The organism is Kitasatospora sp. NPDC005751, from assembly GCF_040630835.1.
Taxonomy (GTDB): domain Bacteria; phylum Actinomycetota; class Actinomycetes; order Streptomycetales; family Streptomycetaceae; genus Kitasatospora.
The window spans coordinates 93,239-117,771 of the sequence record NZ_JBEXYC010000011.1 but is presented as its reverse complement, the minus strand read 5'-3'; the positions used below and the strand labels follow the sequence as shown (position 1 = coordinate 117,771).

The following is a 24,533-nucleotide window of genomic DNA, read 5'->3' as shown; positions in this document are numbered from 1 at the left end:
CCGTGTAATGTCGTGCGGGTCAGCAGGCGCCGCTAGCTCAGTTGGTTAGAGCAGCTGACTCTTAATCAGCGGGTCCGGGGTTCGAGTCCCTGGCGGCGCACATGGCAAGGTCTCAGGCCGTCCACTCCGGTGGGCGGCCTGAGGCGTTTCCGGGGCCTGCGCCGGGAGGCTCCGGCGCGGGGCTCAGCGGGTGTCCAGGATCGCCGAGGCCACCGCGTCCGGGCGGTCGAACATCAGCAGGTGCCCGGCCGGGGCCGTGCTGCGGAAGTCGCCCCCGAGCAGCGCGGCGAGACCGCGCTGCTCGGCCAGCCGGGCCCGGGTGCGGCTGCCGCGGCACCCGTCGTCGGCGGCGAGCACGGTGACCGGCAGTCCGGGCGGCAGCGGTGCGGTGCCCCGCAGTTCGTCCAGTTCGGCGGCCATGTCGAGGTAGCACGCGTTCTCCCGGAGCAGGGCGCGCAGGGCGCGCCCGGTCCGGTAGCAGTGCCGGACCAGCGGCGCCGGGGCGAGGTCCTCGTGGCGGACGGTGGTCGCCCGGGCGACCAGCCCGCGCACGGTGGGCCCGAGCAGGTACGGCGCCGCGACGGCCGTGGCCGCGCCCGCGACCGCGCGGGCCGCCAGGTCGCGCAGCCTCGGGGCCGGCAGCGGCCGCGGGTCCGGCTCGACGCTGCCGTCCAGCAGGACCAGTCCGGCCGTCCGGCCCGGGTGGAGCCGCGCGAAGGCCTCGACGTGGAACCCCGCCAGCGAGTGGCCCGCCACCGTGCACGGCTCGCGCAGTCCGAGCGCGTCCAGCACGCCCCGGATGCGGGCCGCCTCCCCCGCCGCCGTCGGGGCGGGCCGGCTGGCGGGCTCGGAGGCGCTCAGCCCGTACCCGGGCCGGTCGAAGCGGACCACCGTCCGGTAGGGGGTGAGGAAAGGCACCACGAGGTCCCAGTCGAACCAGCTGCTGCCCAGCCCCCCGGTGAGCAGGCAGACCGGTCCGCCGCCCTCGGTGCGCACGTGCAGGGGCGTCCCGTCGATCCGCAGGAACATCGCGGAGCCGCGGGCCTCCGGTCCGGTCATCGCGGTTCCACCCCCTCGCCCGCCGACCGGAGCGGCAGCGCGGCGAGGGCGGCGAGGGCGAGCCGTGTCCCCCGGCGGCCGGGGTGGGAGCTGGGCACGTTCCCAGCCTAGCCGGGCACAAAATCCGCCCCAACCGGGCGGAAACGGGCGCCGTGCCGGGGGTGGACGGGTCCTTCGCCCCCGGTGGTTCGGGGCACCCGGCCGGACCGTGTATTGTTCTCCAGGTCAGCAGGCGCCGCTAGCTCAGTTGGTTAGAGCAGCTGACTCTTAATCAGCGGGTCCGGGGTTCGAGTCCCTGGCGGCGCACAGACACTTGGGGAGCCTCTCGCGGTCGCGAGAGGCTCCCTGATTTTTTGCCCTTCGACGTCCGTTTTGCGTGTGATGTCGGTCTCGCTTGCCGCTTCGGCGGAGCCAACCGGCCCGCTCGGCACGTCCTGGGCTGTACACCGGAAACGGGGGCAAACGTCCCCAACCGTCGACATTCCCGTTTTGTGCTGGCCGCACGGTTCGCCCGCAGGAAAGGCTGCCGCTTTGTCCCCAAACACCCGGAGCGGCCGACGCACGCCGTCCCTCGGGCTCCGCCCGGTGGAGCGCCTGAAGCGCTCGCCGGAGGGTCCGGCCGGCGGCCGCAGGCCGCGCCGCCCGAAGCGCACCGGCTGGCGCCGGCTGATCCCGACCTGGCGGATGAGCCTGCTCGGCCTCGCGGCCGCGCTGCTGCTCGGCGTCGGCCTGTTCGCCCTGGGCATCGCCCTGGTGAAGGTGCCGGACGCGCACGCCGCCGCGACCGCCCAGAGCAACACCTGGCTCTACCAGGACGGCTCGGTGGTCGCCCGGACCGGCCAGACCAACCGGCAGAACGTCGGCCTGGACAAGGTCTCCCCCGCCGCCCAGCACGCCGCGCTGGCCGCCGAGGACCGCAACTTCTACCACGAGGGCGCCGTCAACGTGTCCGGTCTGGTCCGCGCCGCCGTCAACACGGCCAAGGGCGAGGGCACCCAGGGCGGCTCGACGATCACCCAGCAGTACGTGAAGAACACCTACCTGAACCAGAAGCAGTCCGTCACCCGGAAGGTGAAGGAACTCTTCATAGCGATCAAGGTGGACGCCACCGAGACCAAGGACGCCGTCCTGTCCGGCTACCTCAACACCTCGTACTACGGGCGCGGCGCCTACGGGATCCAGGCCGCCGCCCAGCAGTACTTCGGTGTCGACGCCGCCGCGCTCGACCCGGCGCAGGGCGCCTACCTGGCCGCCCTGCTGAACGCCCCGAGCGCCTACGACGTGGCCACCGCCACCCCGGCCGGCAAGCAGAACGCGGTCAACCGCTGGAACTACGTCCTGGACGGCATGGTGAAGGAGGGCTGGCTCTCCGCCGAGGAGCGGGCCGCCACCGCCTTCCCCGACGTCAAGGGCCCGCAGGCCCAGCTCGGCCTCTCCGGTCAGGCCGGCTACCTGGTCAACGCGGCGACCGAGTACCTCACCGCCAACAACGTCATCACCGAGTCCGAGCTGGCCAAGGGCGGCTACACCATCAAGCTGAGCGTCGACCCGGCGCGCCAGCAGGCCCTCCAGGACTCGGTCCAGGCGCAGCTGCACGACACCCTCGACCCGGACAAGCGGAAGAAGGACGCGAACGCCCAGGCCGGCGCCGTCTCCGTCGACCCGAGGACCGGTGCCGTGGTCGCCCTCTACGGCGGCGTCGACTACACCAAGCACTACGTGGACAACGCCACCCGCCGGGACTACCAGGCCGGGTCCACCTTCAAGGCGATCGCCCTGGCGGCGGCCCTGGAGAACGGCGCCAAGACCCAGTCCGGCCAGACCGTCACCCCGCGCACCGTCTACGACGGCACCAGCGGGCGCAAGGTCCGCGGCGGCAAGGGCACCCCGTACGCGCCGCCGAACGAGGGCGACAAGAGCTACGGCCAGGTCACCCTGCAGCAGGCCACCGACTGGTCGGTGAACTCGGTGTTCGCCCAGCTCGCCCAGGACACCGGCCTGCAGAAGGTCCGCGACACCGCCGTCGCGCTCGGCCTGCCCAGCAACACCCCCGGGCTCGACCCGGTGCCGTCCATCCCGCTCGGCGCCGCCACCCCGAGCGTGCTCGACATGGCCGGCGTGTACGCCACTCTGGACAACGGCGGCAAGCAGATCACCCCGTGGCTGGTGCAGTCGGTGGACCGCGAGGGCGAGGCGCTCGCGCTGCCGGCCCACAAGACCACCCAGGCGGTCGGCGAGGAGACCGCGCGCCAGGTGACCTCGATGCTGGAGGGCGTCGTCAGCGACCCGGGCGGCACCGGCTGGCGGGCGAAGTCGCTGGGCCGCCCGGTCGCCGGCAAGACCGGGACGACGGACGACCAGAAGTCGGTCTGGTTCGTCGGGTACACCCCCGAGCTGGTGACCTCGGTGGCGCTGTTCGGCCAGGACCCGGGCAGCGGCGCCCAGGTCAGCCTCAGCGGTACCGGCGGGATCGACGGCGCGGCGGGCGGCCAGTACCCCGCGCAGATCTGGACGAGCTACATGAAGGCCGCGCTCAAGGGGCAGCCGGTCACCGACTTCGCCGAGCCCTCGGGCAAGGACTGGTCGGGCGGCGGCGGCACGGCCGGCACCGCCGACAGCTCGCCGTCGCCGTCCGGGTCGGCCTCGCCGTCGGCCACGCCGGGGAGCGGCGCGACCGGCGGGACGACCGGCGGCGCGGGCAACGGCTCCGGCCCGACCGGCACGCCGGGCGGCCCGGGCGGCTCCGCCGGTACGGACCAGGACGGCTCGCGGTCCGGTGGCGCGACCACCGCACCGACCCAGCAGCCGACCCAGCAGCCGACCTCCCAGCCGACCTCCCAGCCGACCGGCCGGCCCACCCGGTCGCCGCAGCCGACCACCGCGCCCACCACGGCCCCGACCCCCGGGCCGACCACCGCGCCCCCGCCTTCGGGCGGCACGGGGGCGGGGACGGGGACGGGCACGGGGTCCGGTTCGGGCACGGGCGCGGGGTCGCCGGCGGGGGCCGGCGCGGGCACCGGGCAGTAGCCGGCCGCGGGCGTCGTCGTCCGACGGGCCCGGAGCGGAGCCACCCGGCTCCGCTCCGGGCCCGTTCCGCGTTCCCGCGGGCAGGGCGGCCACCGTGGCGGACCCCGCCACTGCGCACAGTTCAGTGCAGGACCAAATGACGAAATGGCGCCTTACCGAATCGGCGGTATGACTGTCACAATGCCTCGGTGCACAGCTCAAAGCCCCTGACCGGCCACGCTCCGGGCAGAACTCTCGGCCTCTCCCTCGCCCTGGTCTCCGCGTTCGCCTTCGGCGGCTCCGGCACCGCCGCCAAGCCGCTGATCGAGGCGGGACTCTCACCGCTGCACGTGGTCTGGCTCCGGGTGACCGGCGCCGCCGTGGTCCTGCTCCCGCTGGCCTACCGCCACCGGGCCGCCGTGCTCCGCCGGCCCGGCCTGCTGATCGGCTTCGGGCTGCTCGCCGTCGCCGGCGTCCAGGCCTGCTACTTCGCGGCGATCTCCCGGATCCCGGTCGGCGTCGCCCTGTTGATCGAGTACCTCGGACCGCCGCTGCTCATCGGCTACGTGAAGTTCGTCCAGCGCAAGCCGATCAGCCGGGGCGCCGCCGTCGGCGCCGGGGTGGCCGTGGCCGGTCTGGCCTGCGTGGTGGAGGTCTGGAACGGCCTGGGCTTCGACGCGCTGGGCGTGCTCTTCGCCCTCGGGGCGGCCTGCTGCCAGGTCGGCTACTTCGTGCTGGCCGACGCCGGCAGCCGGGGCGACCGCCCGGTCGACCCGATCGCCGTCAGTGCCTTCGGGCTGCTGATCGGCGCGGTCGTGCTCACCGTCCTCACCCGCCCCTGGGAGGCCGACTGGGGGCTGCTCGGCGGGCAGGTCGTGATGAACGGGCACTCGCTGCCCGCACTGCTCCCGGCCGCCTGGATGGTCCTGGTCGCGACCGTGCTCGCCTACCTGACCGGGGTGGTCTCCGTCCGGCACCTGTCGCCGCCGGTCGCCGGGGTGGTGGCCAACCTGGAGGCGGTCGTCGCCACCGTGCTGGCCTGGATCCTGCTCGGCGAGCACCTGGGCCTGCCCCAGACGGCCGGCGGCCTGCTGGTGCTGGCAGGCGCGTTCGCGGCCCAGGCGAGCAAGCCGTCCCCCGCCGCGGCACCGGTGGAGGTCGCGGCACCGACGGACGACCTGACGGGGGCGGAGGCGGGGGCTACCGCGCCCGGCGAGCGCCCGGCGCGGACCGCCGGGGCCCCGGACGACGGGGAGCGGGGAACCGCCGTGGTCAGCGGCCGACCCAGCCGAACCAGTCGAGGTGACTGAGCGGCCACACGACGGCCGACACCGGCCCGACCACGTTGTCCACCGGTACGGCGCCGCCGCCCGGGCCCCGCTGGTGGTAGCGCGAGTCGGCGGAGTCGCTCCGGTGGTCGCCCTCCACCCAGACGTACCCCTGGGGCACGGTCACCGGACCGAAGTCCAGCCCCGCGCAGGAGTCGTCGCCGGGGTGGAGGTAGGGCTCGTCCACCTTCGCCCCGTCGACCGTCAGCGTGGTGCCGGAGCACTGCACGGTCTGGCCGCCGGTCGCGATGACCCGCTTGACCAGGTAGTTGTCGTCCTTCGGCGGCACCAGGCCGACGAAGCCCAGCACCGAGCCCACGGCCCGGGTGACCGGGTTCCCGTCGGTCGGCTGGGGCGGCAGCCAGTCGCCCGGGTCCTTGAACACCACCGGCTGGCCGGGCTCCGGCTCCCAGCCGGTGAGCGGAGCGAGCTTGTTCACGCCGACCCGGTCGCCGATCCGCAGGGTGTTCTCCATGGACCCGGACGGGATCATGAACACCTGGAACAGGCAGGTCTTGATCAGCAGCGCGACCAGCAGCCCGACCGCGGCCATCACCGGGATCTCGATCCACCAGGGCCGCGGGCGGCGCCCCGACCGGCGGGCCTTCGGGCTCCTGGGCCCCTTGCCGCCCCTCGACGCCTTGCGCGACCGCGCCCGGCGGGCTTCCGCCCGGCCACCGGGAGCACCGTCGGCGCCGCGTCCGGGGCCGGCGGCCGGGGCCTGAGCGCTCCCGGCATCGCCGTGCGTTTCGGGCAGGTTCACCGCCATCGTCGCTGCTCCACCTCTCCGGCTGGGGGAACCTGCACGCTACGCCACCCGGGAAGCCACGCGAAATCGCGCTTTTACCCGTGCCAGACATCGCGGACCCCTCCCGCCGGGGGCCGGCCGGCCTCCGGGACGCGCCCGGCACGGGCGCCGGAACGCGGGGAGGAGCGGAGGGACACGAAGGAACGCGAGGAAGCGCGGGCCGGTGCGGTCAGGCGCGGGCGATGGCCTCGTGGTGGCGGATGACCTCGGCGATGATGAAGGTGAGGAACTTCTCCGCGAACACCGGGTCCAGGTGGGCGCCGGCCGCCAGCTCCCGCAGGCGGCGGATCTGGTCGCGCTCCCGCGCCGGATCGGCCGGGGGCAGCTTGTGCTCGGCCTTGAGCCGGCCGACCCGCTGGGTCGCCTTGAACCGCTCCGCCAGCATGTGGACCACCGCGGCGTCGATGTTGTCGATGCTCTCGCGCAGGCTGGTCAGCTCGGCCCGGACGGCGTCGTCGATCCCGTCGGACGGTCCGGTCTCGGGGGTCGTGGGGTGATCCGTCATCGGGGCGGCTCCGCGGCTCTCTGGGGGTGGGCACCCGACCGTCCGTCGGCCGGGGCTCGGGCCCGGGCAAATCTAACAGGGCGCTCGCCGCGCATCCGCACCATTCGGCTCAGCCGTCCACGATCCGGACGCCGGCCGGACCGGTGGCCGGACCGCGGATCGGCCGCCCGGCCAGGGCCGTTGCCGGCCGGCGGCCGGACCGGCCGCCGCCGGGTGCGGCGCCCTGGAGCGTTACCCGTGATCGCCCCCCGGCCTGCCCGTAGGCTGGTGCGCGGCATGACCGGAAGTGACGGGACGGCAGTCCCCCAGTAATGGAGGTACCGATCGTGGCAACCACTCGCACCGCGCACACCGAATGGGACGGCAGCCTGCTCGACGGCAAGGGTCTGGTGACCTTCGACTCGTCCGGCATCGGCGAGTTCCCGGTTTCCTGGCCGGCGCGCGCCGAGACGCCGAACGGCAAGACCAGCCCGGAGGAGCTCATCGCGGGCGCGCACTCCGCGTGCTTCTCGATGGCCCTTTCGCACGGCCTCACCGGCGCGGGCAACCCGCCCACCAAGCTGCAGACCAAGGCGGACGTCACCTTCCAGCCCGGCACCGGCATCACCGGCATCCACCTGACCGTCGTCGGCGAGGTGCCCGGCCTCGACGAGGCGGGCTTCGTGAAGGCCGCCGAGGACGCCAAGGCGAACTGCCCGGTGAGCCAGGCCCTGACCGGGACGACCATCACCCTGACGGCCACGCTGGCCTGACGCACCGCCGCCCGCCGCTCCCCGGCAGCGCGCTCCCAGCGCTCGACAAGCGCCCGGGGCGCACTTGTGGAGCACACGCCCCTGGCGCACATCATGTGATGTGTACCGGGGGCGTCTGCATGTACCACCTCAGATGCCGTGAAAGCAGGCAAATCACCCTGGCGGCGGTCACCGCGTGTTGCCGCCGCGTCCTATGATCGGCCGCAGCGCCCTGTTCTTCACGCGGATCCCCCACGCGAACGCTCCACAGCGAGCGTTGCGCACCGGACCGTGAGGACCTCGACAGGGCGCGGGAGCCGGCCGCCGCAGTTCCAGGTGACCGGCCTGACCAGCATCAAGCGTCAGCAGCGGACGGGAGCATGCCGTGCCGGGCCAGAACGAGGGGGCCGACGCACACCCAAGCGTGCGGCACGAACAACCGCACCAGCACCACCACCTCACCTTTCCGAACCTCCGCCCGGCCCGGGGCACCGACGGGGCACCCGGTGCCCCGTCGGACGGCGCGTCCGACGCGGGGTCAGGACGGGGGCCGGGGGCCGACGATGCGGCGGGCGCCGCCCGCTGTCCCACCTGCTCGGCCCCGCTCGCCGACGGAACGCACCGGCCCGCCGACCCGGCCGGTCCCGCCCCCGCTCCCACGCCCGGGAGCACCGACCGCCTGCTGGCCGCGCTGAGCGCCAGCGAGTCCCGGTTCCGGGCCGCCTTCTGCGACGCCGGGATCGGCATGGCGCTGCTCGACCCCGACGACCGCATCATCGAGGTCAACCCGGCCTTCGCCACCCTGGTCGGCTGCGGGGTCGTCGACCTGGTCCGCACCCACATCCACGACATCATCGACCCGGAGGGCATGCCCGACCGGCTCTTCCCCGAGCTGGTCCGCGGCGACCGCGAACGCGTCCGGGTGGAGAAGCAGCTCAAGCACCGCGAGGGCCGCACGGTGTGGAGCAAGGTGACCATCTCCCTGATCCGGGACGGCGCCGGCAACCCGCAGTACACGCTCGCCATGGTCGAGGACATCACCGAACAGCGCCGGCTCGGCGACCGCCTGGAGTACCAGGCGCTGCACGACCCGCTGACCCGGCTCCCCAACCGGACCTTCTTCTTCGACCGGCTCGACGCGGCCTGCCTCACGGCCGGGATCACCGCGACCGCGCCGGAGACCGCGGAGACGGCGGCGGACCGGCCGGCCGGCCGCCGGGTCGGGGTCTGCTACCTGGACCTCGACGGCTTCGCCGCGATCAACGAGACCCTCGGTCACCACATCGGCGACCAGTTGCTGATCGCGGTCGCCGCCCGGCTCCGGCACGGCGTCTCCGACCACAGCTCCCACCTGGTCGCCCGGATGGGCGGCGACGAGTTCGCCGTCCTGGTGGCCGACAGCCGGGGCAGCGAGCAGCTCACCGAACTGGCCGCCCGGCTCCTCGAAGCGCTGGAACGCCCCTTCGACGTGTCCGGGCACCGGCTGGCGGTCACCGCCAGCGTCGGCGTCGTCGAACGGTCGGTGCACGAGACCACGCCCGCCGACCTGGTCAAGGACGCCGACTCCACGCTGTACTGGTCGAAGGCCGACGGCCGGGCCCGCTGGACCCTCTACGACCCGGACCGGGGCGCCCACCAGCTGACCCGTCAGCTGCTCGCCACCGCGCTCCGTCCGGCCCTGGAGCGCGGCGAGTTCACCGTCGAGTACCAGCCGCTCGTCGGCCTCGCCGACGGCGCCGTGCACGGTGCCGAGGCCCTGGTCCGCTGGCGCCACCCGCGCTACGGGACGCTCTCGCCCGACCGCTTCATCCCGCTCGCCGAGGAGTCCGGCGCGATCGTGCCGCTGGGCACCTGGGTGCTGGAGGAGTCCTGCCGCCAAGCCCGGCGCTGGCTCACGGAGTTCCCGGACAACGAGACCTTCGTGAGCGTCAACCTGGCCGCCCGTCAGATCTGGGACTCCGACGTGGTCGCCGACGTGGCCCGGGCCCTGGAGAGCTCCGGCCTGCCGGCCCGGCTCCTGCAACTGGAGATCACCGAGAGCGCGTTGCTCGGCCCCGGCGGGCGGCCGCTGCAGTCCCTGCAGGCCCTCGCCGACATGGGCGTCCGGATCGCCATCGACGACTTCGGCACCGGCTACTCCAACCTCGCCTACCTCTCCCGGCTGCCGGTGCACGTCCTGAAACTGGACGGCACCTTCATCGAGGGCTTCCGCGACCCGGACCCGGCCGGCCGCACCGGCCGCCCCGGGGCCGGCTCGCGCCGGAGCGACGCCGACGAGCAGATCGTCGGCGCCATGGTGCAGTTGGCCCACACGCTCGGGCTGACCGTGACCGCCGAGGGGATCGAGAGCGCGGCGCAGGCCGAACGGCTGCGACTCACCGGTTGCGACACCGCGCAGGGCTGGTACTTCGCCAAGCCCGGGGAGGCGGAGCACGTCGCCGCGATACTCCGCGAGCGCCGCCCGCGGCCGGCCACGTCATGACAACGGCCCGGCCGCGCCCCTGGTCGGGGGCCGGCCGGGCCGGGAACCGGACCCGCCGGCGGGCTCAGGCGCCGGCGGCCGCCTCGCCGGTGAGCCCGTAGGCCCGGGCGATCAGCCCGTACGAGCGGTGCCTGGCCTCGTGGCCGTGGATGTGCGAGGTGACCATCAGCTCGTCCACCCCCGTCCGCTTGCGCAGCGACTCCAGCCCGTCGGCGACCTCGCCCGGCGAGCCGAGGACGACGTTGCCCAGCCAGTCGTCCACGAAGTCGGCCTCCACCGGGCTGTACGGGTAGCTCTCCGCCTCCTCGGGGGTGGGGATCGGGCCCGGGTTCCCCCGGCGCAGGCGCAGCATGCCGAGCGCCGAGGAGCGCGCGAGCCTGCGGGCGGCCTCCCGGTCGTCGGCCGCGACCGCGTTCACCCCGATCAGCGCGTACGGCTCGGCGAGCACGGCCGAGGGGCGGAAGGACGACCGGTAGAGGTCGAGGGCCGGGATGGTGTTGGTGCTGCTGAAGTGGTGGGCGAAGGCGAACGGCAGACCGAGCCGGCCGGCCAGCTGGGCGCTGAAGCCGGAGGAGCCGAGCAGCCAGATCGGCGGCCGGCCGGCACTCCGGGGAACGGCCGCGAGCCGGGCGTAGGGGTGGCCGTCCGGGAAGTCGCCGTCGAGGAAGTGGGTCAGCTCGGAGAGCTGCTGGGGGAAGTCGTCGGCCCCCTCGGCGAGGCCGCGCCGCAGCGCCCGGGCGGTCGCGGGGTCGGTGCCGGGGGCGCGGCCGAGCCCGAGGTCGATCCGGCCGGGGTGCAGCGCCTCCAGGAGGCCGAACTGCTCCGCGATCCCCAGCGGCGCGTGGTTGGGCAGCATCACGCCCCCGGACCCGAGCCGCAGCGTCGTGGTGTGGGCCCCGAGGTGGGCGAGCAGGACGGCGGGCGTCGAGCTGGCGACGCCCGGCATGCCGTGGTGCTCGGCGACCCAGAACCGGTGGTAGCCCCACTCCTCGGCGCTGCGGGCCAGGGCCGTGGTCGAGGCCAGCGCCTCGGCCGGGGTGTAGCCGGCGCCCACGGTGGCCAGGTCCAGGATGGAGAGCGGCGCGGGCGCCGAGCCCCGGGCGGTGCCCCGGATCGCCGGGTGGCTCCGCGGTCCGGGCCCGCGCTCCTGCTGGTCGTCGGTGGTCATGCCGTCCGCCCTCCTGGCCGTCCTGCCGGTGTCCGTGTGGCGTCTGGAACGGCCGCGCACCTCGTCCGCGGCCCCGCCACTGCCAAGGGGGGTCAACCACGCCGCCGGGCCGGGTGTTCCCGCTCTCCGGCTCCACCGTGCGACCACCCGCCTACCGACCGTTCGGCTGACTCAGAGCCAGCGCGCGAACACGTGTGGCGACTTCACGCCAGCGCGGGAAGTCGCCAGCCGCAGGGCTCGCGACGGGCGGGCGGCGTCCGGCAGGCTAGGACGCAGAGCGGATCACCCAACGGGATCCACTCCCACCTGCAAGGTCGTCGGGCTGGACCAGCACCGATCGATCCCCGCGAGCCCCTGGAACGGCACCCCGCTCCAGGGGCTCGCGTCGTGTGAGGCCGAGCACAGCCGGGGTGCTTCATGGCATGAAAAGTCGAGGCGCTAGCGTTGTCCCCTGCAGCCATCTGCTCCCCCGGGCAGCCTGGAGGGAGTACCTGACTTGGACATCGCGACGGTGATCGGATCCTCATGGATCTGCGCCCTGGCTCTCTGCGCCGTACTCGGCGACGCCTTTCTCCCCTTCATCCCCAGCGGGACGCTGGTCATCCTGGCCGTGCTCAAGACGGCCCAGATAGACGGCGCTCCGGTGGTACTGGGGTTCGGGGTGGCGATCGCCTCCTTCCTGGGAGACCTCCTGCTGCTCCGGCTGGCCCGCCGGGGCGCCCCCTCGCTGCAGCGACGGCTCGAACACCGGCCGCAGCTGGCGGCCAGCGTGGCCCGGGTCCAGCAGGCGCTGGACGGGCGCACCACCGGGGCCGCGGCCGCCATGGTGGTGGTCGCCCGGTTCGTGCCGGCCGGCCGGACCGTGCTGGACCTGGCCATCGGGCACTCCCCCGCCGAGCCGCACCGCTTCCTGCGCTGGTCTGCCCTGGCCGCCCTGGTCTGGGCCGCCTACATCGTCACGCTGGGCTGGCTCAACAGCCACTGGTTCGACACCGCCTGGCTGAGCCTCGCGGTCTCCTGCGCCGCCGCGACCGTGATCAGCACCGCGATCGCCCGGATCGTGCGGCGCAACCGCCGGCTCGTCATCACCTGACGCCGCGCCGCACCGGCGTGGGCGCGGAACCGCGTCGAGGGCTCCTACGGCACCGCAGCGTCGTCGACGCGCGGTGCCGCGCCCGTGCAGCCTCCGCCCCAACTCTCACTCCGGCCTCCGCCCCTGCGGCGCTGGCCCCGCGGCGTACCGGAGTTCGCGGTTCCGGTACAGCGCGCGGAGGACCGCCCGCCCGGCCCCGCCGGGAGCCGATCCCCCAAGAGCGTGCAAAACGTCACAGGACCGCAACAGAAGGCCGGCCGTTGCAGCCGGTCGATGCCGGGTAGGCGTGTTGGCTGTTGTTGGACCTCGGGGACTTCTTCTTCCTTGATGCCTTCCGCGTCCACATGCCATGCTAACGGCGTATTACATATCAATTACCCGATATGACCGGTGCGGCCCACTGGCGCCCTTCGGCCCGGCCGGCGGCACCCAGGGGAGACCATGACCAGCATCTCGCGCAGGACCGTGCTCAGCGCCACCGCCGCGACCGTCGCGCTCGGGGCGGCGGCGGCGTGTTCCAGCAGCGGATCGGGTTCAGGATCGAGTTCCTCCGCCCCCGGCGGCGCCGGAACCGGCACCGGCACCGGCGGGCCGGCGGTGACCGGTACGCCGAGCAAGGGGGGCGCCAAGGGCACGCCGATCGGGGACGGCTCCACGTCCGACACCGGCCCCCAGCCGAACCAGCCCAAGCCGGAGAAGCTCAAGCCCGGTGAGCGGCCGCCGCAGTTCGTGGTCTTCTCCTGGGACGGCGCCGGCGGCACCGACGACAACCAGTTCCCCCGCTTCCTCAAGCTGGCCGAGGAACACAAGGCCGCCATGACCTTCTTCCTCTCCGGGATCTACACCCTCCCCAAGGGCAAGGCCGAGCTGTACCACCCGCCGAAGCACTCGGTCGGCGCGTCCGACATCCCGTACCTCTCGGACGGGGCGGTGAAGAGCACGATCAAGCTGATCAGCCAGGCCTGGCTGGCCGGCCACGAGATCGGCACCCACTTCAACGGGCACTTCTGCTCGAGCCGTTCGGACGGCAACGGCGTCAACAAGTGGACGCCCGAGGACTGGCAGAGCGAGATCGACCAGGCGGTCTCCTTCGTGACCCAGTGGCGCACCAACACCGGGTTCACCGACGTCGACCCGCTCCCCTTCGACTACAAGAAGGAGCTCATCGGCGGGCGGACCCCGTGCCTGGAGGGGCAGAAGGCCCTGCTGCCGACCGCGGCCGCCCTCGGGTGGAAGTACGACGCCAGCTCCTCAGGCGGCCTCCAGATATGGCCGCAGAAGGTGCAGGACGGCAAGGTCTGGGACTTCCCGCTGCAGAGCATCCCGTTCCCCGGGCACTCGTTCCAGGTGCTCTCGATGGACTACAACATCCTCGCCAACCAGTCGGCCGGCAGCACCAAGGGCGACCCGGCGAAGTACGACGACTGGCGCTCCCAGGCCCGGGACTCCTACCTGGCCGGGTTCGACCGGGCCTACAACGGCAACCGCGCGCCCTTCTTCATCGGCAACCACTTCGAGCAGTGGAACGGCGGGATCTACATGGACGCCGTCGAGGAGACGCTCAAGACCATCGCCGGCAAGCCGGAGGTCCGGCTGGTCTCCTTCCGCCAGCTGGTCGAATGGCTGGAGGTCCAGGACCAGTCCACCATCCGCAAGCTGCGTTCGCTGAACGTCGGGCAGGCCCCGGCCGGCGGGTGGGGGACCTTCCTCGGCGCCGCCGGGTGACCGGCTCCTGAGGCGCGGCGGGCGGGCACCCGGGGCGCGGGCGCGGTAAGCGGACGCCCGGGGCGCGGGCGTGCCGGGTGTGGGCGCCGGCCATGTGTCCGCGCACCGGCGTGGGGCCGGGCGACATGGTCGCCGTGCCCCGCGCTCGGGGACGGTGGTGGGGCGTTCCTCCGCCCCCTCCCCCCTCACGAGGTGACCCTGTGGACAAGGTCCTGGACTCCGCCGCCGAAGCGGTCGGGGACATCCCCGACGGAGCGGTGCTGGCCGTCGGCGGCTTCGGCCTCTGCGGCATCCCCAGCACCCTGATCGGCGCCCTGGCCGCCACCCGCGCCACCGGCCTGCACGTCGTCTCCAACAACTGCGGGGTGGACGACTGGGGGCTCGGCCTGCTGCTGCGGGCCGGCCGGATCGCCCGGATGACCTCCTCCTACGTCGGGGAGAACAAGGAGTTCGCCCGGCAGTACCTCTCCGGCGAGCTGGAGGTGGAGCTGACCCCGCAGGGCACCCTCGCCGAACGGCTGCGCGCCGGGGGCGCGGGCATCCCCGCGTTCTTCACCCCGGCCGGGGTCGGCACCCAGGTCGAGGAGGGCGGGCTGCCCTGGCGCTACGGCGCGGACGGTTCGGTGGCGCTGGCCTCGCCGCCGAAGGAGGTCAGGGAGTTCGGCGGGCGCCGCTACCTGCTGGAGGAGGCCGTCACCGCCGACTTCGCGCTGGTCCGCGCCGAGGTCGCGGACCGGCACGGCAACTGCGTGTTCCACGCCGCCGCCCGCAACTTCAACCCGCTCTGCGCCACGGCCGGCCGGACCACGCTGGTCGAGGCCGACCGGATCGTCGAACCGGGCGTGCTGGATCCGGACGCCGTCCACCTGCCCGGGGTGTACGTCGACCGCCTGGTCCTCGCCGATCCCGCCGACCGCCGCGTCGAGCGCCGCACCGTCCGCACCGCGCTCCAGGAGGCCTGAGCCGATGACCGCCGAGACCTTCGCCGCCGCCCCGCGGTCCGTCGCCGCCCCGGGCCGGGCGCCCGAATCCCGGAACGCCCCGGACGCCCGGAGCGCTTCCGACGCGGACGCCCGGAGCGCTGCCGAGGCCCGGAACGCGCTCGCCGCGCGGGCCGCGCGGGAGCTCCGGGACGGCCAGTACGTGAACCTGGGGATCGGCCTGCCGACCCTGATCCCCGGTCACCTCCCCCCGGGCGTGCGGGTGGTGCTGCATTCGGAGAACGGCGTCCTCGGCGTCGGCCCGTACCCCCTGGAGGGCACCGAGGACCCCGATCTGATCAACGCGGGCAAGGAGACCGTGACCGTCACCGCCGGCGCCTCGTACTTCGATTCGGCGTTCTCCTTCGGCATGGTCCGGTCCGGTCGGATCGACGTCTCGGTGCTCGGCGCGATGCAGGTCTCGGCCGCCGGCGATCTCGCCAACTGGATGATCCCGGGCAAGATGGTCAAGGGCATGGGCGGGGCGATGGATCTCGTGCACGGCGCCCGCCGGCTGATCGTGGTCATGGAGCACACCGCCCGGGACGGTTCGCCGAAGATCGTCGAGGAGCTCTCGCTCCCGGCCACCGGGCGGGGTGTCGTCGACCGGATCGTCACCGACCTGGCCGTCGTCGACGTCACGCCCGGCGGGCTGCGCCTGGTCGAGACGGCGCCGGGCGTCTCGTTCGACGAGGTCCGCGCCGCGACCGGCACGGCCCTGCTGCCGCCGTCCTGACCGAGGGACCCGCACGGAGGCCGGACCACCCGTACGGCGGTCCGGCCTCCGCTCCTCCGTCAGACCGGCCCGCGTACGCGAGGCAGGAATCATCCCCTCGTCACACCAACTCGGGCCGCATGGCCGGGAATCGTCATATCCTCACCCCCGCGCGATGATCGTTTCGAGGACTGGTTGCGATCACGTCAACCCTCCGGGAGAGTTGGGGCAGCCAGAAGGTCCCGCGCACCCGGAAGGGAGTCCGGAGAGCGCGCCGGGACCCCGCCTTCGAAGTGGCCGGACGACCGCGCGCGATGATCGGTCGTACACGTTTCACCGATGCCGCCCGGGATCCGCCCGGGATCCGCCAGGCGACACCGCAGTCGCCCGGGCGGCGCCCCGCTTCGAAGGCCAGGCTCCGGGGGAGCGGCCTTCCAGGACGCCCAGGCACAGCCACTGGGCATCGGATCGCACACCTCCGGTCGGAGCACGCACGATCGAGCCGGCCCGAGCGGCCGGCCACGGGGGGAGCCACAGTTGGTCAAGCAGTTCTCGCGGCGCCCGCGCGAGGAGAGCGCGCCCGGTGCTTCCCTGGCCGTCCCCGAAGCCCCGTACGACTACGCCCACTTCAGCCGGCTCGCCGGTCCGGCCACCACCCCGGGCGACGGCGGCGACACCCCCGGCCCCTACCGCGTCCGCTACCGGAGCCTGCTGCGCCGGGAGCCGCACCGGATCCGGGCCGCGCTGCTCCTGCTGGCCGCCCCGGCGGTCGAGTCGGTGCTGCTGGTCTGGCTGCTGCTCCCCGGCCACTGGCCGGTCCGGCCGGGCGAGACGCACGCCTGGCTGCTGATCGCCGACAAGGCGATGGTCACGATCATCGCGGTCGTCGAGCTGTTCCGCCTGGTCAACGTCGTCTCCAACACCCACGCCACGCTGGTCGCCCGCGACCCCGTGCCGGTCACGCCCGAACCGGGCACCCGGGTCGCGTTCCTCACCACCTGCGTACCGGGCAAGGAGCCGCCGGAGCTGGTGCGCACCACACTGGTCGCCGCGCTCGCCGTCCGGCACGACGGACCGTACGACGTCTGGCTGCTCGACGAGGGGAACGATCCCGCGATGCGCGCGCTCTGCGCCCACCTGGGCGTGCGGCACTTCAGCCGGCGCGGGATCGGGCCGTGGAACCGGCCCGAGGGGCGGTTCCGCGCCGGGAGCAAGCACGGCAACTACAACAGCTGGCTCCAGGCCCACGGCGCCGCCTACGACTTCTGGCTCTCGGTGGACACCGACCACGTCCCGCTCCCCGAGTTCGGCGAGCGGATGCTGGGGTTCTTCCGGGACGAGGACGTGGCGTTCGTGGTCGGCCCGCAGGTGTACGGGAACTACCGCAGCTCGGGTTCGGCGGTCACCCGGTTCTCCGAGAGCCAGCAGTTCCTGTTCCACGCGCTGATCCAGCGGGCGGGCAACCGTTACGGCGCGCCGATGTTCGTCGGCACCAACAACGCGGTGCGGATCGGCGCGCTGCGGTCGATCGGCGGGCTGTCCGACTCGATCACCGAGGACATGGCGACCGGGCTGGAGTTCCACCGCCGCCGCAACCCGGCCACCGGGGCGCGCTGGCGGTCGGTCTACACCCCGGACGTCCTGGCGGTCGGCGAGGGCCCCTCCTCCTGGACGGACTTCTTCTCCCAGCAGCTCCGCTGGAGCCGGGGCACCTACGAAACGCTCCTGACCCAGTACTGGCGGGCCGCCTGGCGGCTGACGCCCGGCCGGCTGCTCAACTACACGCTGATGGTCTGCTTCTACCCGATGGCGGCGCTGACCTGGCTGCTCGGCGGGGTGTCGAGCGTGCTCTACCTGGGCTTCGGCGCCTCCGGGGTCCACGTCTCCTCGGAGATCTGGATGATGCTCTACAGCGACGCGGCCGCCCTCCAGGTGCTGCTCTACACCTGGAACCGCAAGCACAACGTCAGCCCGCACGAGCCGGCCGGGTCGTCCGGGGTGGCGGGCATGGTGATGTCGGCGCTGTGCGGGCCGATCTACGCGGCCTCGCTCCTCCAGGCCCTGCTCCGCCGGCGCAGCCGGTTCGTGGTGACGCCGAAGGGCCACTCGGCCAGCCCCGACCGGGTGGCGACGTTCCGCGTCCACCTGTTCTGGGCGCTGGTGTTCGGCGGGGCGGTCACGGCCTCGTTCTTCACCGGCCACGACCACCTCGCCATGCGCACCTGGGCCTGCCTGGCGCTGCTGCTGAGCCTGCTGCCGATGCTCGTGCTGGCCGCCGACGCGGTACGCCGCAGGCGGGCCCGGCCGATCTCCGCGCTCACGGTCACCGGCGCCGCCGCCCCGAGGGTCCCGCGGCAGCCCCGGGCCGGGGAGCGTGCCGGGGCCGCCCCCGGCACGCAGAGCACCGAGGCCACGGCGCCCGCCGCCACCGGCCGCTGACACCCGGCCGCTCAGCCCCGGTCCGTCGAACCAGCCCGTCGAACCAGCCCGTCGTCGCGCCGCAGCAGGAGGGACCACCCACCGTGAGGATCCGCAACGCCGGCCGGACCAGGCGCTTCGCCCTCGGCAGCACGGTCGCCCTGACCGTGGCCGGGATGAACGCGCCGGCCGTCCTCGGCTTCGCCCACGAGCAGTACCACCAGTACGTGATCAACCGCCCGGCCTACAAGGCCGAGTACGGCCACTGGCAGACCGTCGTCCTCCCGGCCGAGTTCCGGATCAACGCCGTCCACGCCAGCCTGCTGCGCACCGGCAAGGTGCTGATCATCGCCGGCTCCGGGAACAGCCGGCGCAGCTTCGACGCGGGCTCCTTCAAGAGCCTGCTCTGGGACCCCGCCGCCAACACCTACCGGCGGATCCCGACCCCGGCGGACATGTTCTGCGGCGGCCACACCGCACTGCCCGACGGCCGGCTGCTGGTGGCCGGCGGCACCCTGCGCTACGAGGCGCTGGACGGCGCCGTGAAGAAGGCGGCCGGCACCATGCGGGTGCGCAACGAGAACCCGGACGCGGCCCGCACCTTCCCCGAGGGCACGGTGTTCACCGGCCCCGGCGGCCACACCTACCTGTCCACCGCCGAGGTGACCGTCCCGGCCGCGACGAAGACCGGCGCCGGCGACCGGACGGTGGTGAAGGCCGGCGAGCAGCACGTGTTCGTGGAGGCGGTGGCGGCGGGCACCGGGTCCGTCGAGGACTCCCCCGCCCAGTACGCGATCAAGGGCCTGGACGGCGCCGACGCCCGCAACCTCTACGGCATGGCCGACCGGCTGACCCTGGAGAAGCAGGACTTCCAGGGCATCCGCTCCGCCTTCGAGTTCAACCCGGACACCGAGCTGTACGAGCAGGTCACCGACATGGCGTACGCCCGCTGGTACCCGACGCTCACCGGGCTGGGCGACGGGCGGGTGGTCACCGTCTCCGGGCTGGACGACACCGGGCAGATCCTCGGCGGCAACGACAACGAGATCTACGACCCGGCCCGCAAGACCTGGTCGAAGGCGCCCGACCGCTACTTCCCGACCTACCCGTCGATCTTCCTGACCGCCTCCGGCAAGCTCTTCTACTCCGGCTCCAACGCGGGCTACGGCCCGGCGGACCAGGGCCGCGACCCGGGGCTCTGGGACTTGCGGGACAACAGCTTCCAGCCCGTCCCGGGACTGCGCGACCCCGCGCTCACCGAGACCTCGTCCTCCGTCCTGCTGCCGCCCGCCCAGGCGCAGAAGGTGATGGTGCTCGGCGGCGGGGGCGTCGGCGAGTCACCGCTCTCCACCGCGCGCACCGACATCGCCGACCTCTCCGCCCCGAAGCCCGCCTTCACCCCCGGGCCGGACCTGCCCGCCGGCGGCACCCGCTACCTCAACAGCGTGATCCTGCCGAACGACACCGTGTTCACCACCGGCGGCTCCCGCGACTACCGCGGCAAGCACCGCAGCGACCTGCTCGAGTCGCAGGTCTACCACCCGGACACCAACACCTTCAGCGCCGCGGCCGAGCCGACCGTCGGACGCGACTACCACGCGGAGGCGCTGCTGCTGCCCGACGGCCGGGTGGTGGTCCTCGGCTCCGACCCGCTCTTCGCGGACAGGGCCGACACCGAACCGGGCACCTTCGAGCAGCGGATCGAGATCTACACCCCGCCGTACCTGTTCCACGGCGCGCGGCCGCGGGTGACCGACGCCCCGGCCGGCGCGAAGCTCGGCACCACGCTCACGGTGGGCACCCCGGACCCGGCGGGCATCGCCACCGCCAAGCTGGTCCGGCCGAGTTCGGTCACCCACGCGACCGACGTCGAGCAGCGCTCGGTGGCCCTGGACGTCGGCACGCGCTCGGCCGGCGGGGTCGCCCTCACCCTGCCCGGCAACCCCGATCTGCTGCCGCCCGGCTGGTACATGCTGTTCGTGACGGACCGGGCCGGCACCCCCTCGGTCGCGCGCTGGATCCAGGTGACCGCCTGATCCCCGGGCGCCCCGACCACCCGACGCGCCCGAACACCCCTCGCACCCGAACACCCGGCGCGGCCGCCCGGCTACCCGCCCCCGCGCACCAGCCCCAAGGCGTACGGCAGCCAGAACTCGCCCGCCCGGGGCTCGCCGCGGCCGCACTCGCCGTCCGACTCACCCGGGTTCTTGATCCACAGGTACGCGTCCACCCCGGGCCGGCCGGTGGCGGCGGTGGGCGGCTCGCCCAGCGCGCGGCCGGGCGGGTTGCACCAGGCCTCGCTGCTCAGCGGGCCGTTGCCGTTGCGGCTGGTGTCGATGACGAAGTGCTTCCCGCCCAGCGCGGTGGAGAGTTCGGCGCCGTACGCCGCGTCGCGGTCGGTGCTGTAGAAATTGGAGACGTTCACGGCGAAGCCGTCCGCCACGGCGACGCCGGACTTGCTCAGCGCCCCGGCCATCGCCGACGGGTCCTGGGCCCAGCCGGGGTTCCCCGCGTCCAGGTAGACCCGGACCTGCGGACGCTTCTTCAACTCCTGTACGGCGAAGGCCAGCAGGCCGTACCGCTCGGCGGCGGTATCGCCCTTGACCCCGCAGCCGTCCAGGGTGTGCGCGACGGCGTCCGGCTCCAGCACCACCCAGGCCTTGCGGTCGCCGATCGCCTCGGCGACGCCGGTGATCCAGGAGCGGTAGGCGGCGGCGTCGGCCGCGCCGCCGGCCGAGTACTGGCCGCAGTCCCGGTGCGGGATGTTGTACGCGACGAAGACCGGGGTGCGGTCCACCTCGGCGGCCAGGCGGCTCAGTTGCTCGACGCTGCCCGGGGCGGCCTGGTCGACGAGCCACTGCGAGGAGGGCTGGGAGGCGATCCCGGCGAGGGTGTCGGCCTCGGCCGTCCGGCCCTGACCGCGCAGCGCGGCCGACTGCCGGGCCGCGGACGTCCGGTCGGACACGTAGAACGTCTGACCCGGCAGCTGGACGGGCCCGGCGCCGGCGCTCGCCGTGGTGGAACCGGTGGGCGCGGGCGCCGCGGCGGACCCCGTGCCCGCACTCCCCGGCGGGTCGGCCGAACTCCCGCCGCCGCAGCCCGCCACCCCTGCCGTCAGCCCCAGCAGCGCCGCCCCCACGGCCAGCCGGAACCCCGCCCCTCGCCATACCCGGCGCACGTACCGCCCCTCCCAGACCCGGTCCGGCGACCAGGTCGGCACCCAGCTTCGCACACCGGGTACCGGCCTCCGGCCGACGCCGGTGAACGGCCGGTGACGGCGGGCCGGCGCGACGCCCGGCCCGCCGTGCGGTCAGTCCTGCTTCAGGTTCGGCACCTGCCAGTCGATCGGGTCGACGCCGAAGCCGGCCAGCGCCTCGTTGATCTGCGAGAAGGGGCGGCTGCCGAAGAACAGCTTGGCGGAGAGCGGCGACGGGTGGGCGCCCTGGACCACGACGTGCTTGGTGGTGTCGATCAGCGGCAGCTTCTTCTTGGCGTAGTTGCCCCAGAGCACGAAGACCACCGGCTCGTCGCGCGCGCTCACCGCCTTGATCACCGCGTCGGTGAACTTCTCCCAGCCCTTGGCCTTGTGCGAGTTGGCCTCGTGCGCGCGCACCGTGAGCACCGCGTTGAGCAGCAGGACGCCCTGCTCGGCCCAGTGCATCAGGTAGCCGTTGTCCGGGGCGGGGATGCCCAGGTCGGCGTTCAGCTCCTTGAAGATGTTGCGCAGCGACGGGGGCGTCCGGGTGCCCGGGAGCACCGAGAAGCTCATGCCGTGCGCCTGGCCGTCGTCGTGGTACGGGTCCTGGCCGAGGACGAGCACCCGGACCTTCTCGTAGGGCGTGGCCTCCAGCGCCGAGAACTCCTGCCCGCTCGGCGGGAAGACCTGGTGCTCCGCGCGCTCCGCCGCCACGAAGGCCGCCAGCGCGGCGAAGTACGGCTGCTCCGCCTCGGCGCCCAGCACCTCGCGCCAGGACTCCGGCAGCTCCAGCCCGCCGACCGCCCCTGCTTCGACCCCGGCTGCCTCGACCACGCCTGCCTCGACCGTGTCCGTCACGACATCAACCTCCCACCGGACGGCCGCTCACCGCCGCACCGCCCCGACCTCCGGCGTACCGCGCCGCTTGCGCCGCCCGCCCTCTTCCACACCGAACGCTACACAGCTCCACCGACAACTCACTCCGCCGCGGCGCCCGCACCCACCGGCTCGACACCGGGCGGCCCGTCACCGACCGCGGGGGCGGCGGCAGCGGCGGCCCGCGCCACCCGGACGTGCTCGACCACGTTCAGCGCCACCACCAGCACCGCCAGCACCACCAGGACGACGAGCGCCGGCAGCCGCACCATCACCGGCACCAGGGCGAACACCACCGCCGCCGCCACGATCCGGGTGGTCGACACCGCGCGGAACATCATCCACCGGGTGTAGCCGAAGGTCAGCAGGTACAGCCCGCAGCCCCCGTACAGCAGCGCCACCGAGCCCGCCCCGAGGGCCCGCCGCGGGTCGGCCACCGTCTCGCCGAAGCCGACCGCGACCGCGATCACCCCGGCCACCAGCGCGAGGTGGCCGTACTGGAACACCCGGCGGATGACGTCCCGGCGGGAGTCCGCGACGGTCACGGCATGCCGCATGGCGTCCGCCGCGTAGACGAAGTACTGCCACCAGAGCCCGGCGGAGATGGTGAACGCCGCCGCCACCGCGGCCAGTTCGGCCGCGTCGAGGCGGACGGCGGCGGCCGTGGCGCCGATCCCGACGATCGACTCGCCGAGCGCCACCAGCAGGAACAGCGCGAACCGCTCCGGCATGTGCTGCGGGTGGTACGCCACCTTGGCCAGCCGGTTGCGGAACAGCACCGGGCCGGACAGGTCGCAGAGCGCGCCCAGCGTCCAGAGCACCAGCCGCGGCCCCTCCGGGAGCAGCCCGCCCACGAACAGCAGCGGCCCGCTGACCAGCACGCCCACCCCGTACGGTCCGCGCCAGACGCCCGGGACGCGGATCAGCAGCACCAGCAGCAGCACCCGGGCCGCCCAGTAGCCGGCGCCGAGCAGCACGCCCCGGCCCTCGTAGGCGCCGGGCACGGCCAGCGCCATGAAGAGGCCGGCCAGGCCGACGGCGAGGATCCCGAGGCGGTCCCTCGGGGTGTCCACGTCGCGGATGTTGGCCTGCACGGTGGTGCCCACCCAGCACCAGTACACCGGGACGAACACCACCAGCGCCCGCGCGACGCCGCCCCAGTCGTGGTGGTGGTGCAGCAGGCCGGAGACCTGCGTGACCGCGAAGACGAAGACCAGGTCGAAGTAGAGCTCCGCCCAGGTCACCCGCTTCTCGTCGATGGACTCCCCCGCCGTACTCATCCCGCCCCCTCCTCCGCATACGCAACAGGCGCACGCAAACGGACGGGCCCCGCCCGGCCACCGGCCGGGCGGGGCCCGCGTCATCAGAGCAGAGGCTAGACCAGGTCGACCAGGTCCGCGATCGACTGGACGACCCGGGTCGGCCGGTACGGGAACCGCTCCACGTCGGCGGCGGCGGTGAGGCCGGTGAGCACCAGGATGGTCTCCATGCCGGCCTCCATGCCCGCCACGATGTCGGTGTCCATCCGGTCGCCGATCATCACGGCGGTCTCCGAGTGGGCTCCGGCGCTGTTCAGCGCCTCGCGCATCATCAGCGGGTTGGGCTTGCCGACGAAGTAGGGCTCGACGCCCGTCGCCTTGGTGATCAGCGCCGCGACCGAGCCGGTGGCCGGCAGCACGCCCTCGGTGGACGGGCCGGTCTCGTCGGGGTTGGTGCAGATGAAGCGGGCACCCTGGTTGATCAGGCGGATCGCCTTGGTGAGCGCCTCGAAGCTGTAGGTGCGGGTCTCGCCGAGGACGACGTAGTCCGGGTTGTTGTCGGTCAGCACGTAGCCCGCCTGGTACAGCGCGGTGGTCAGGCCGGCCTCGCCGATCACGTAGGCGGTGCCGCCGGGGCGCTGGCCCTTGAGGAACTTCGCGGTGGCCAGGGCGGAGGTCCAGATGCACTCCTCCGGCACCTCCAGGCCCATGCCGGCCAGGCGCGCGCTGAGGTCGCGCGGGGTGTAGATCGAGTTGTTGGTGAGCACCAGGAAGGGCTTGCCGGACTCCCGCAGCCGGCGCAGGAACTCCTCCGCGCCGGGGATCGGCGTGCCCTCGTGGATGAGGACCCCGTCCATGTCGGTCAGCCAGGACTCGATGGGCTTGCGCTCTGCCACGTGCGTGTCTCCCGAAGTTGCAACGTCTTGCGATGGTCGTACCAAATCTGCGGCGCACCGCCGTCACCGTTGCGCCTCCCACCGGCCGGACCCACCTCGGGACACCGGACCGCCGGGGGTACTGCTGGCTGCCCCAACGGGGCACAGCCTAATCCGCACACCAGCCCGACGGCAGTACGTCCCGCCCACCGGAACGCCCAGGTCCGGACGACCGCACCGGACCCCGCACCGGGCCCCGGGCCGGGACCGGCTCCGGACGGGCCCCGGGACCGTCCTGCGGCTCTCCCG

General features: G+C 73.7%; 18 protein-coding genes and 2 tRNA genes. 12 read left to right on the top strand and 8 right to left on the bottom strand.

Annotation, left to right across the window (positions count from 1 at the left end):
- Window positions 1–26: 26 nt before the first annotated feature.
- Window positions 27–100: transfer RNA gene (locus ABZ497_RS14045), tRNA-Lys, on the top strand.
- Between the two features lie 83 nt (window positions 101–183).
- Here the strand turns inward: ABZ497_RS14045 and ABZ497_RS14040 are convergent.
- Entirely contained in the window at window positions 184–1,059 is an 876-nt protein-coding gene (locus tag ABZ497_RS14040) for an alpha/beta hydrolase (protein WP_359805015.1), read from the bottom strand.
- A 232-nt stretch (window positions 1,060–1,291) separates the two neighbouring features.
- On the opposite strand from ABZ497_RS14040, the gene ABZ497_RS14035 reads away from it, so the two are divergent.
- The 3 genes from ABZ497_RS14035 (at window position 1,292) to ABZ497_RS14025 (ending at window position 5,375) form a co-directional block, all read left to right on the top strand.
- A tRNA-Lys gene (locus tag ABZ497_RS14035) sits at window positions 1,292–1,365 on the top strand.
- Window positions 1,366–1,644: 279 nt separating this feature from the next.
- A complete protein-coding gene (locus ABZ497_RS14030; RefSeq protein ID WP_359805013.1) occupies window positions 1,645–4,086 on the top strand; it encodes a transglycosylase domain-containing protein in 2,442 nt (813 codons plus the stop codon).
- Window positions 4,087–4,274: 188 nt separating this feature from the next.
- The gene (locus ABZ497_RS14025) at window positions 4,275–5,375 is read left to right on the top strand and encodes a DMT family transporter (protein ID WP_359805011.1); all 1,101 of its coding nucleotides are present in this window, start codon (window positions 4,275–4,277) and stop codon (window positions 5,373–5,375) included.
- On the opposite strand, the gene lepB is transcribed toward ABZ497_RS14025, so the two are convergent.
- Window positions 5,338–6,162, bottom strand: coding sequence for a signal peptidase I (lepB, locus tag ABZ497_RS14020; protein ID WP_359805009.1), 825 nt, complete (start codon window positions 6,160–6,162; stop codon window positions 5,338–5,340). The genes ABZ497_RS14025 and lepB overlap by 38 nt on opposite strands.
- A gap of 208 nt (window positions 6,163–6,370) precedes the next feature.
- Window positions 6,371–6,706: a chorismate mutase gene (locus ABZ497_RS14015; RefSeq protein ID WP_329487784.1), complete on the bottom strand. Its 336-nt coding sequence runs from the start codon at window positions 6,704–6,706 to the stop codon at window positions 6,371–6,373.
- Between the two features lie 326 nt (window positions 6,707–7,032).
- Between ABZ497_RS14015 and ABZ497_RS14010 the strand changes: the two genes are divergently transcribed.
- Window positions 7,033–7,458 carry an OsmC family peroxiredoxin gene (locus ABZ497_RS14010; protein WP_352295645.1) on the top strand — a complete coding sequence of 142 codons (426 nt, stop codon included), beginning with the start codon at window positions 7,033–7,035 and terminating at the stop codon, window positions 7,456–7,458.
- Between the two features lie 403 nt (window positions 7,459–7,861).
- Window positions 7,862–9,919, top strand: a complete 2,058-nt coding sequence (locus ABZ497_RS14005; RefSeq protein WP_359805007.1) for an EAL domain-containing protein — start codon at window positions 7,862–7,864, stop codon at window positions 9,917–9,919.
- Window positions 9,920–9,983: 64 nt separating this feature from the next.
- On the opposite strand, the gene ABZ497_RS14000 is transcribed toward ABZ497_RS14005, so the two are convergent.
- A complete protein-coding gene (locus ABZ497_RS14000; RefSeq protein WP_359805005.1) occupies window positions 9,984–11,087 on the bottom strand; it encodes an LLM class flavin-dependent oxidoreductase in 1,104 nt (367 codons plus the stop codon).
- A gap of 496 nt (window positions 11,088–11,583) precedes the next feature.
- On the opposite strand from ABZ497_RS14000, the gene ABZ497_RS13995 reads away from it, so the two are divergent.
- The 6 genes from ABZ497_RS13995 to ABZ497_RS13970 all read left to right on the top strand — a co-directional run bounded on the left by ABZ497_RS13995 (window position 11,584) and on the right by ABZ497_RS13970 (window position 20,054).
- Window positions 11,584–12,180, top strand: a complete 597-nt coding sequence (locus ABZ497_RS13995; protein WP_359805003.1) for a hypothetical protein — start codon at window positions 11,584–11,586, stop codon at window positions 12,178–12,180.
- A 441-nt stretch (window positions 12,181–12,621) separates the two neighbouring features.
- The gene (locus ABZ497_RS13990) at window positions 12,622–13,905 is read left to right on the top strand and encodes a hypothetical protein (RefSeq protein ID WP_359805001.1); all 1,284 of its coding nucleotides are present in this window, start codon (window positions 12,622–12,624) and stop codon (window positions 13,903–13,905) included.
- Window positions 13,906–14,105: 200 nt separating this feature from the next.
- Entirely contained in the window at window positions 14,106–14,867 is a 762-nt protein-coding gene (locus ABZ497_RS13985; protein ID WP_359804999.1) for a CoA transferase subunit A, read from the top strand.
- 4 nt (window positions 14,868–14,871) lie between these two features.
- On the top strand, window positions 14,872–15,621 hold the full coding sequence (locus tag ABZ497_RS13980; RefSeq protein WP_359804998.1) for a 3-oxoacid CoA-transferase subunit B: 750 nt from the start codon (window positions 14,872–14,874) through the stop codon (window positions 15,619–15,621).
- Between the two features lie 570 nt (window positions 15,622–16,191).
- The gene (locus ABZ497_RS13975; protein ID WP_359805082.1) at window positions 16,192–18,039 is read left to right on the top strand and encodes a cellulose synthase catalytic subunit; all 1,848 of its coding nucleotides are present in this window, start codon (window positions 16,192–16,194) and stop codon (window positions 18,037–18,039) included.
- A gap of 155 nt (window positions 18,040–18,194) precedes the next feature.
- Complete coding sequence (locus tag ABZ497_RS13970; RefSeq protein ID WP_359805080.1) at window positions 18,195–20,054, top strand: galactose oxidase-like domain-containing protein; 1,860 nt, start codon at window positions 18,195–18,197, stop codon at window positions 20,052–20,054.
- A 71-nt stretch (window positions 20,055–20,125) separates the two neighbouring features.
- Here ABZ497_RS13970 and ABZ497_RS13965 read toward each other — a convergent pair whose 3' ends face one another.
- The 4 genes from ABZ497_RS13965 to ABZ497_RS13950 form a co-directional block, all read right to left on the bottom strand.
- Complete coding sequence (locus ABZ497_RS13965; RefSeq protein ID WP_359804996.1) at window positions 20,126–21,250, bottom strand: glycoside hydrolase family 6 protein; 1,125 nt, start codon at window positions 21,248–21,250, stop codon at window positions 20,126–20,128.
- A 78-nt stretch (window positions 21,251–21,328) separates the two neighbouring features.
- Window positions 21,329–22,006, bottom strand: coding sequence for a uracil-DNA glycosylase (locus ABZ497_RS13960; RefSeq protein WP_329492109.1), 678 nt, complete (start codon window positions 22,004–22,006; stop codon window positions 21,329–21,331).
- Between the two features lie 185 nt (window positions 22,007–22,191).
- Window positions 22,192–23,370, bottom strand: coding sequence for a low temperature requirement protein A (locus tag ABZ497_RS13955; protein ID WP_359804994.1), 1,179 nt, complete (start codon window positions 23,368–23,370; stop codon window positions 22,192–22,194).
- A gap of 95 nt (window positions 23,371–23,465) precedes the next feature.
- Window positions 23,466–24,245, bottom strand: coding sequence for an HAD-IIA family hydrolase (locus tag ABZ497_RS13950; protein WP_329487794.1), 780 nt, complete (start codon window positions 24,243–24,245; stop codon window positions 23,466–23,468).
- Window positions 24,246–24,533: the final 288 nt, after the last annotated feature.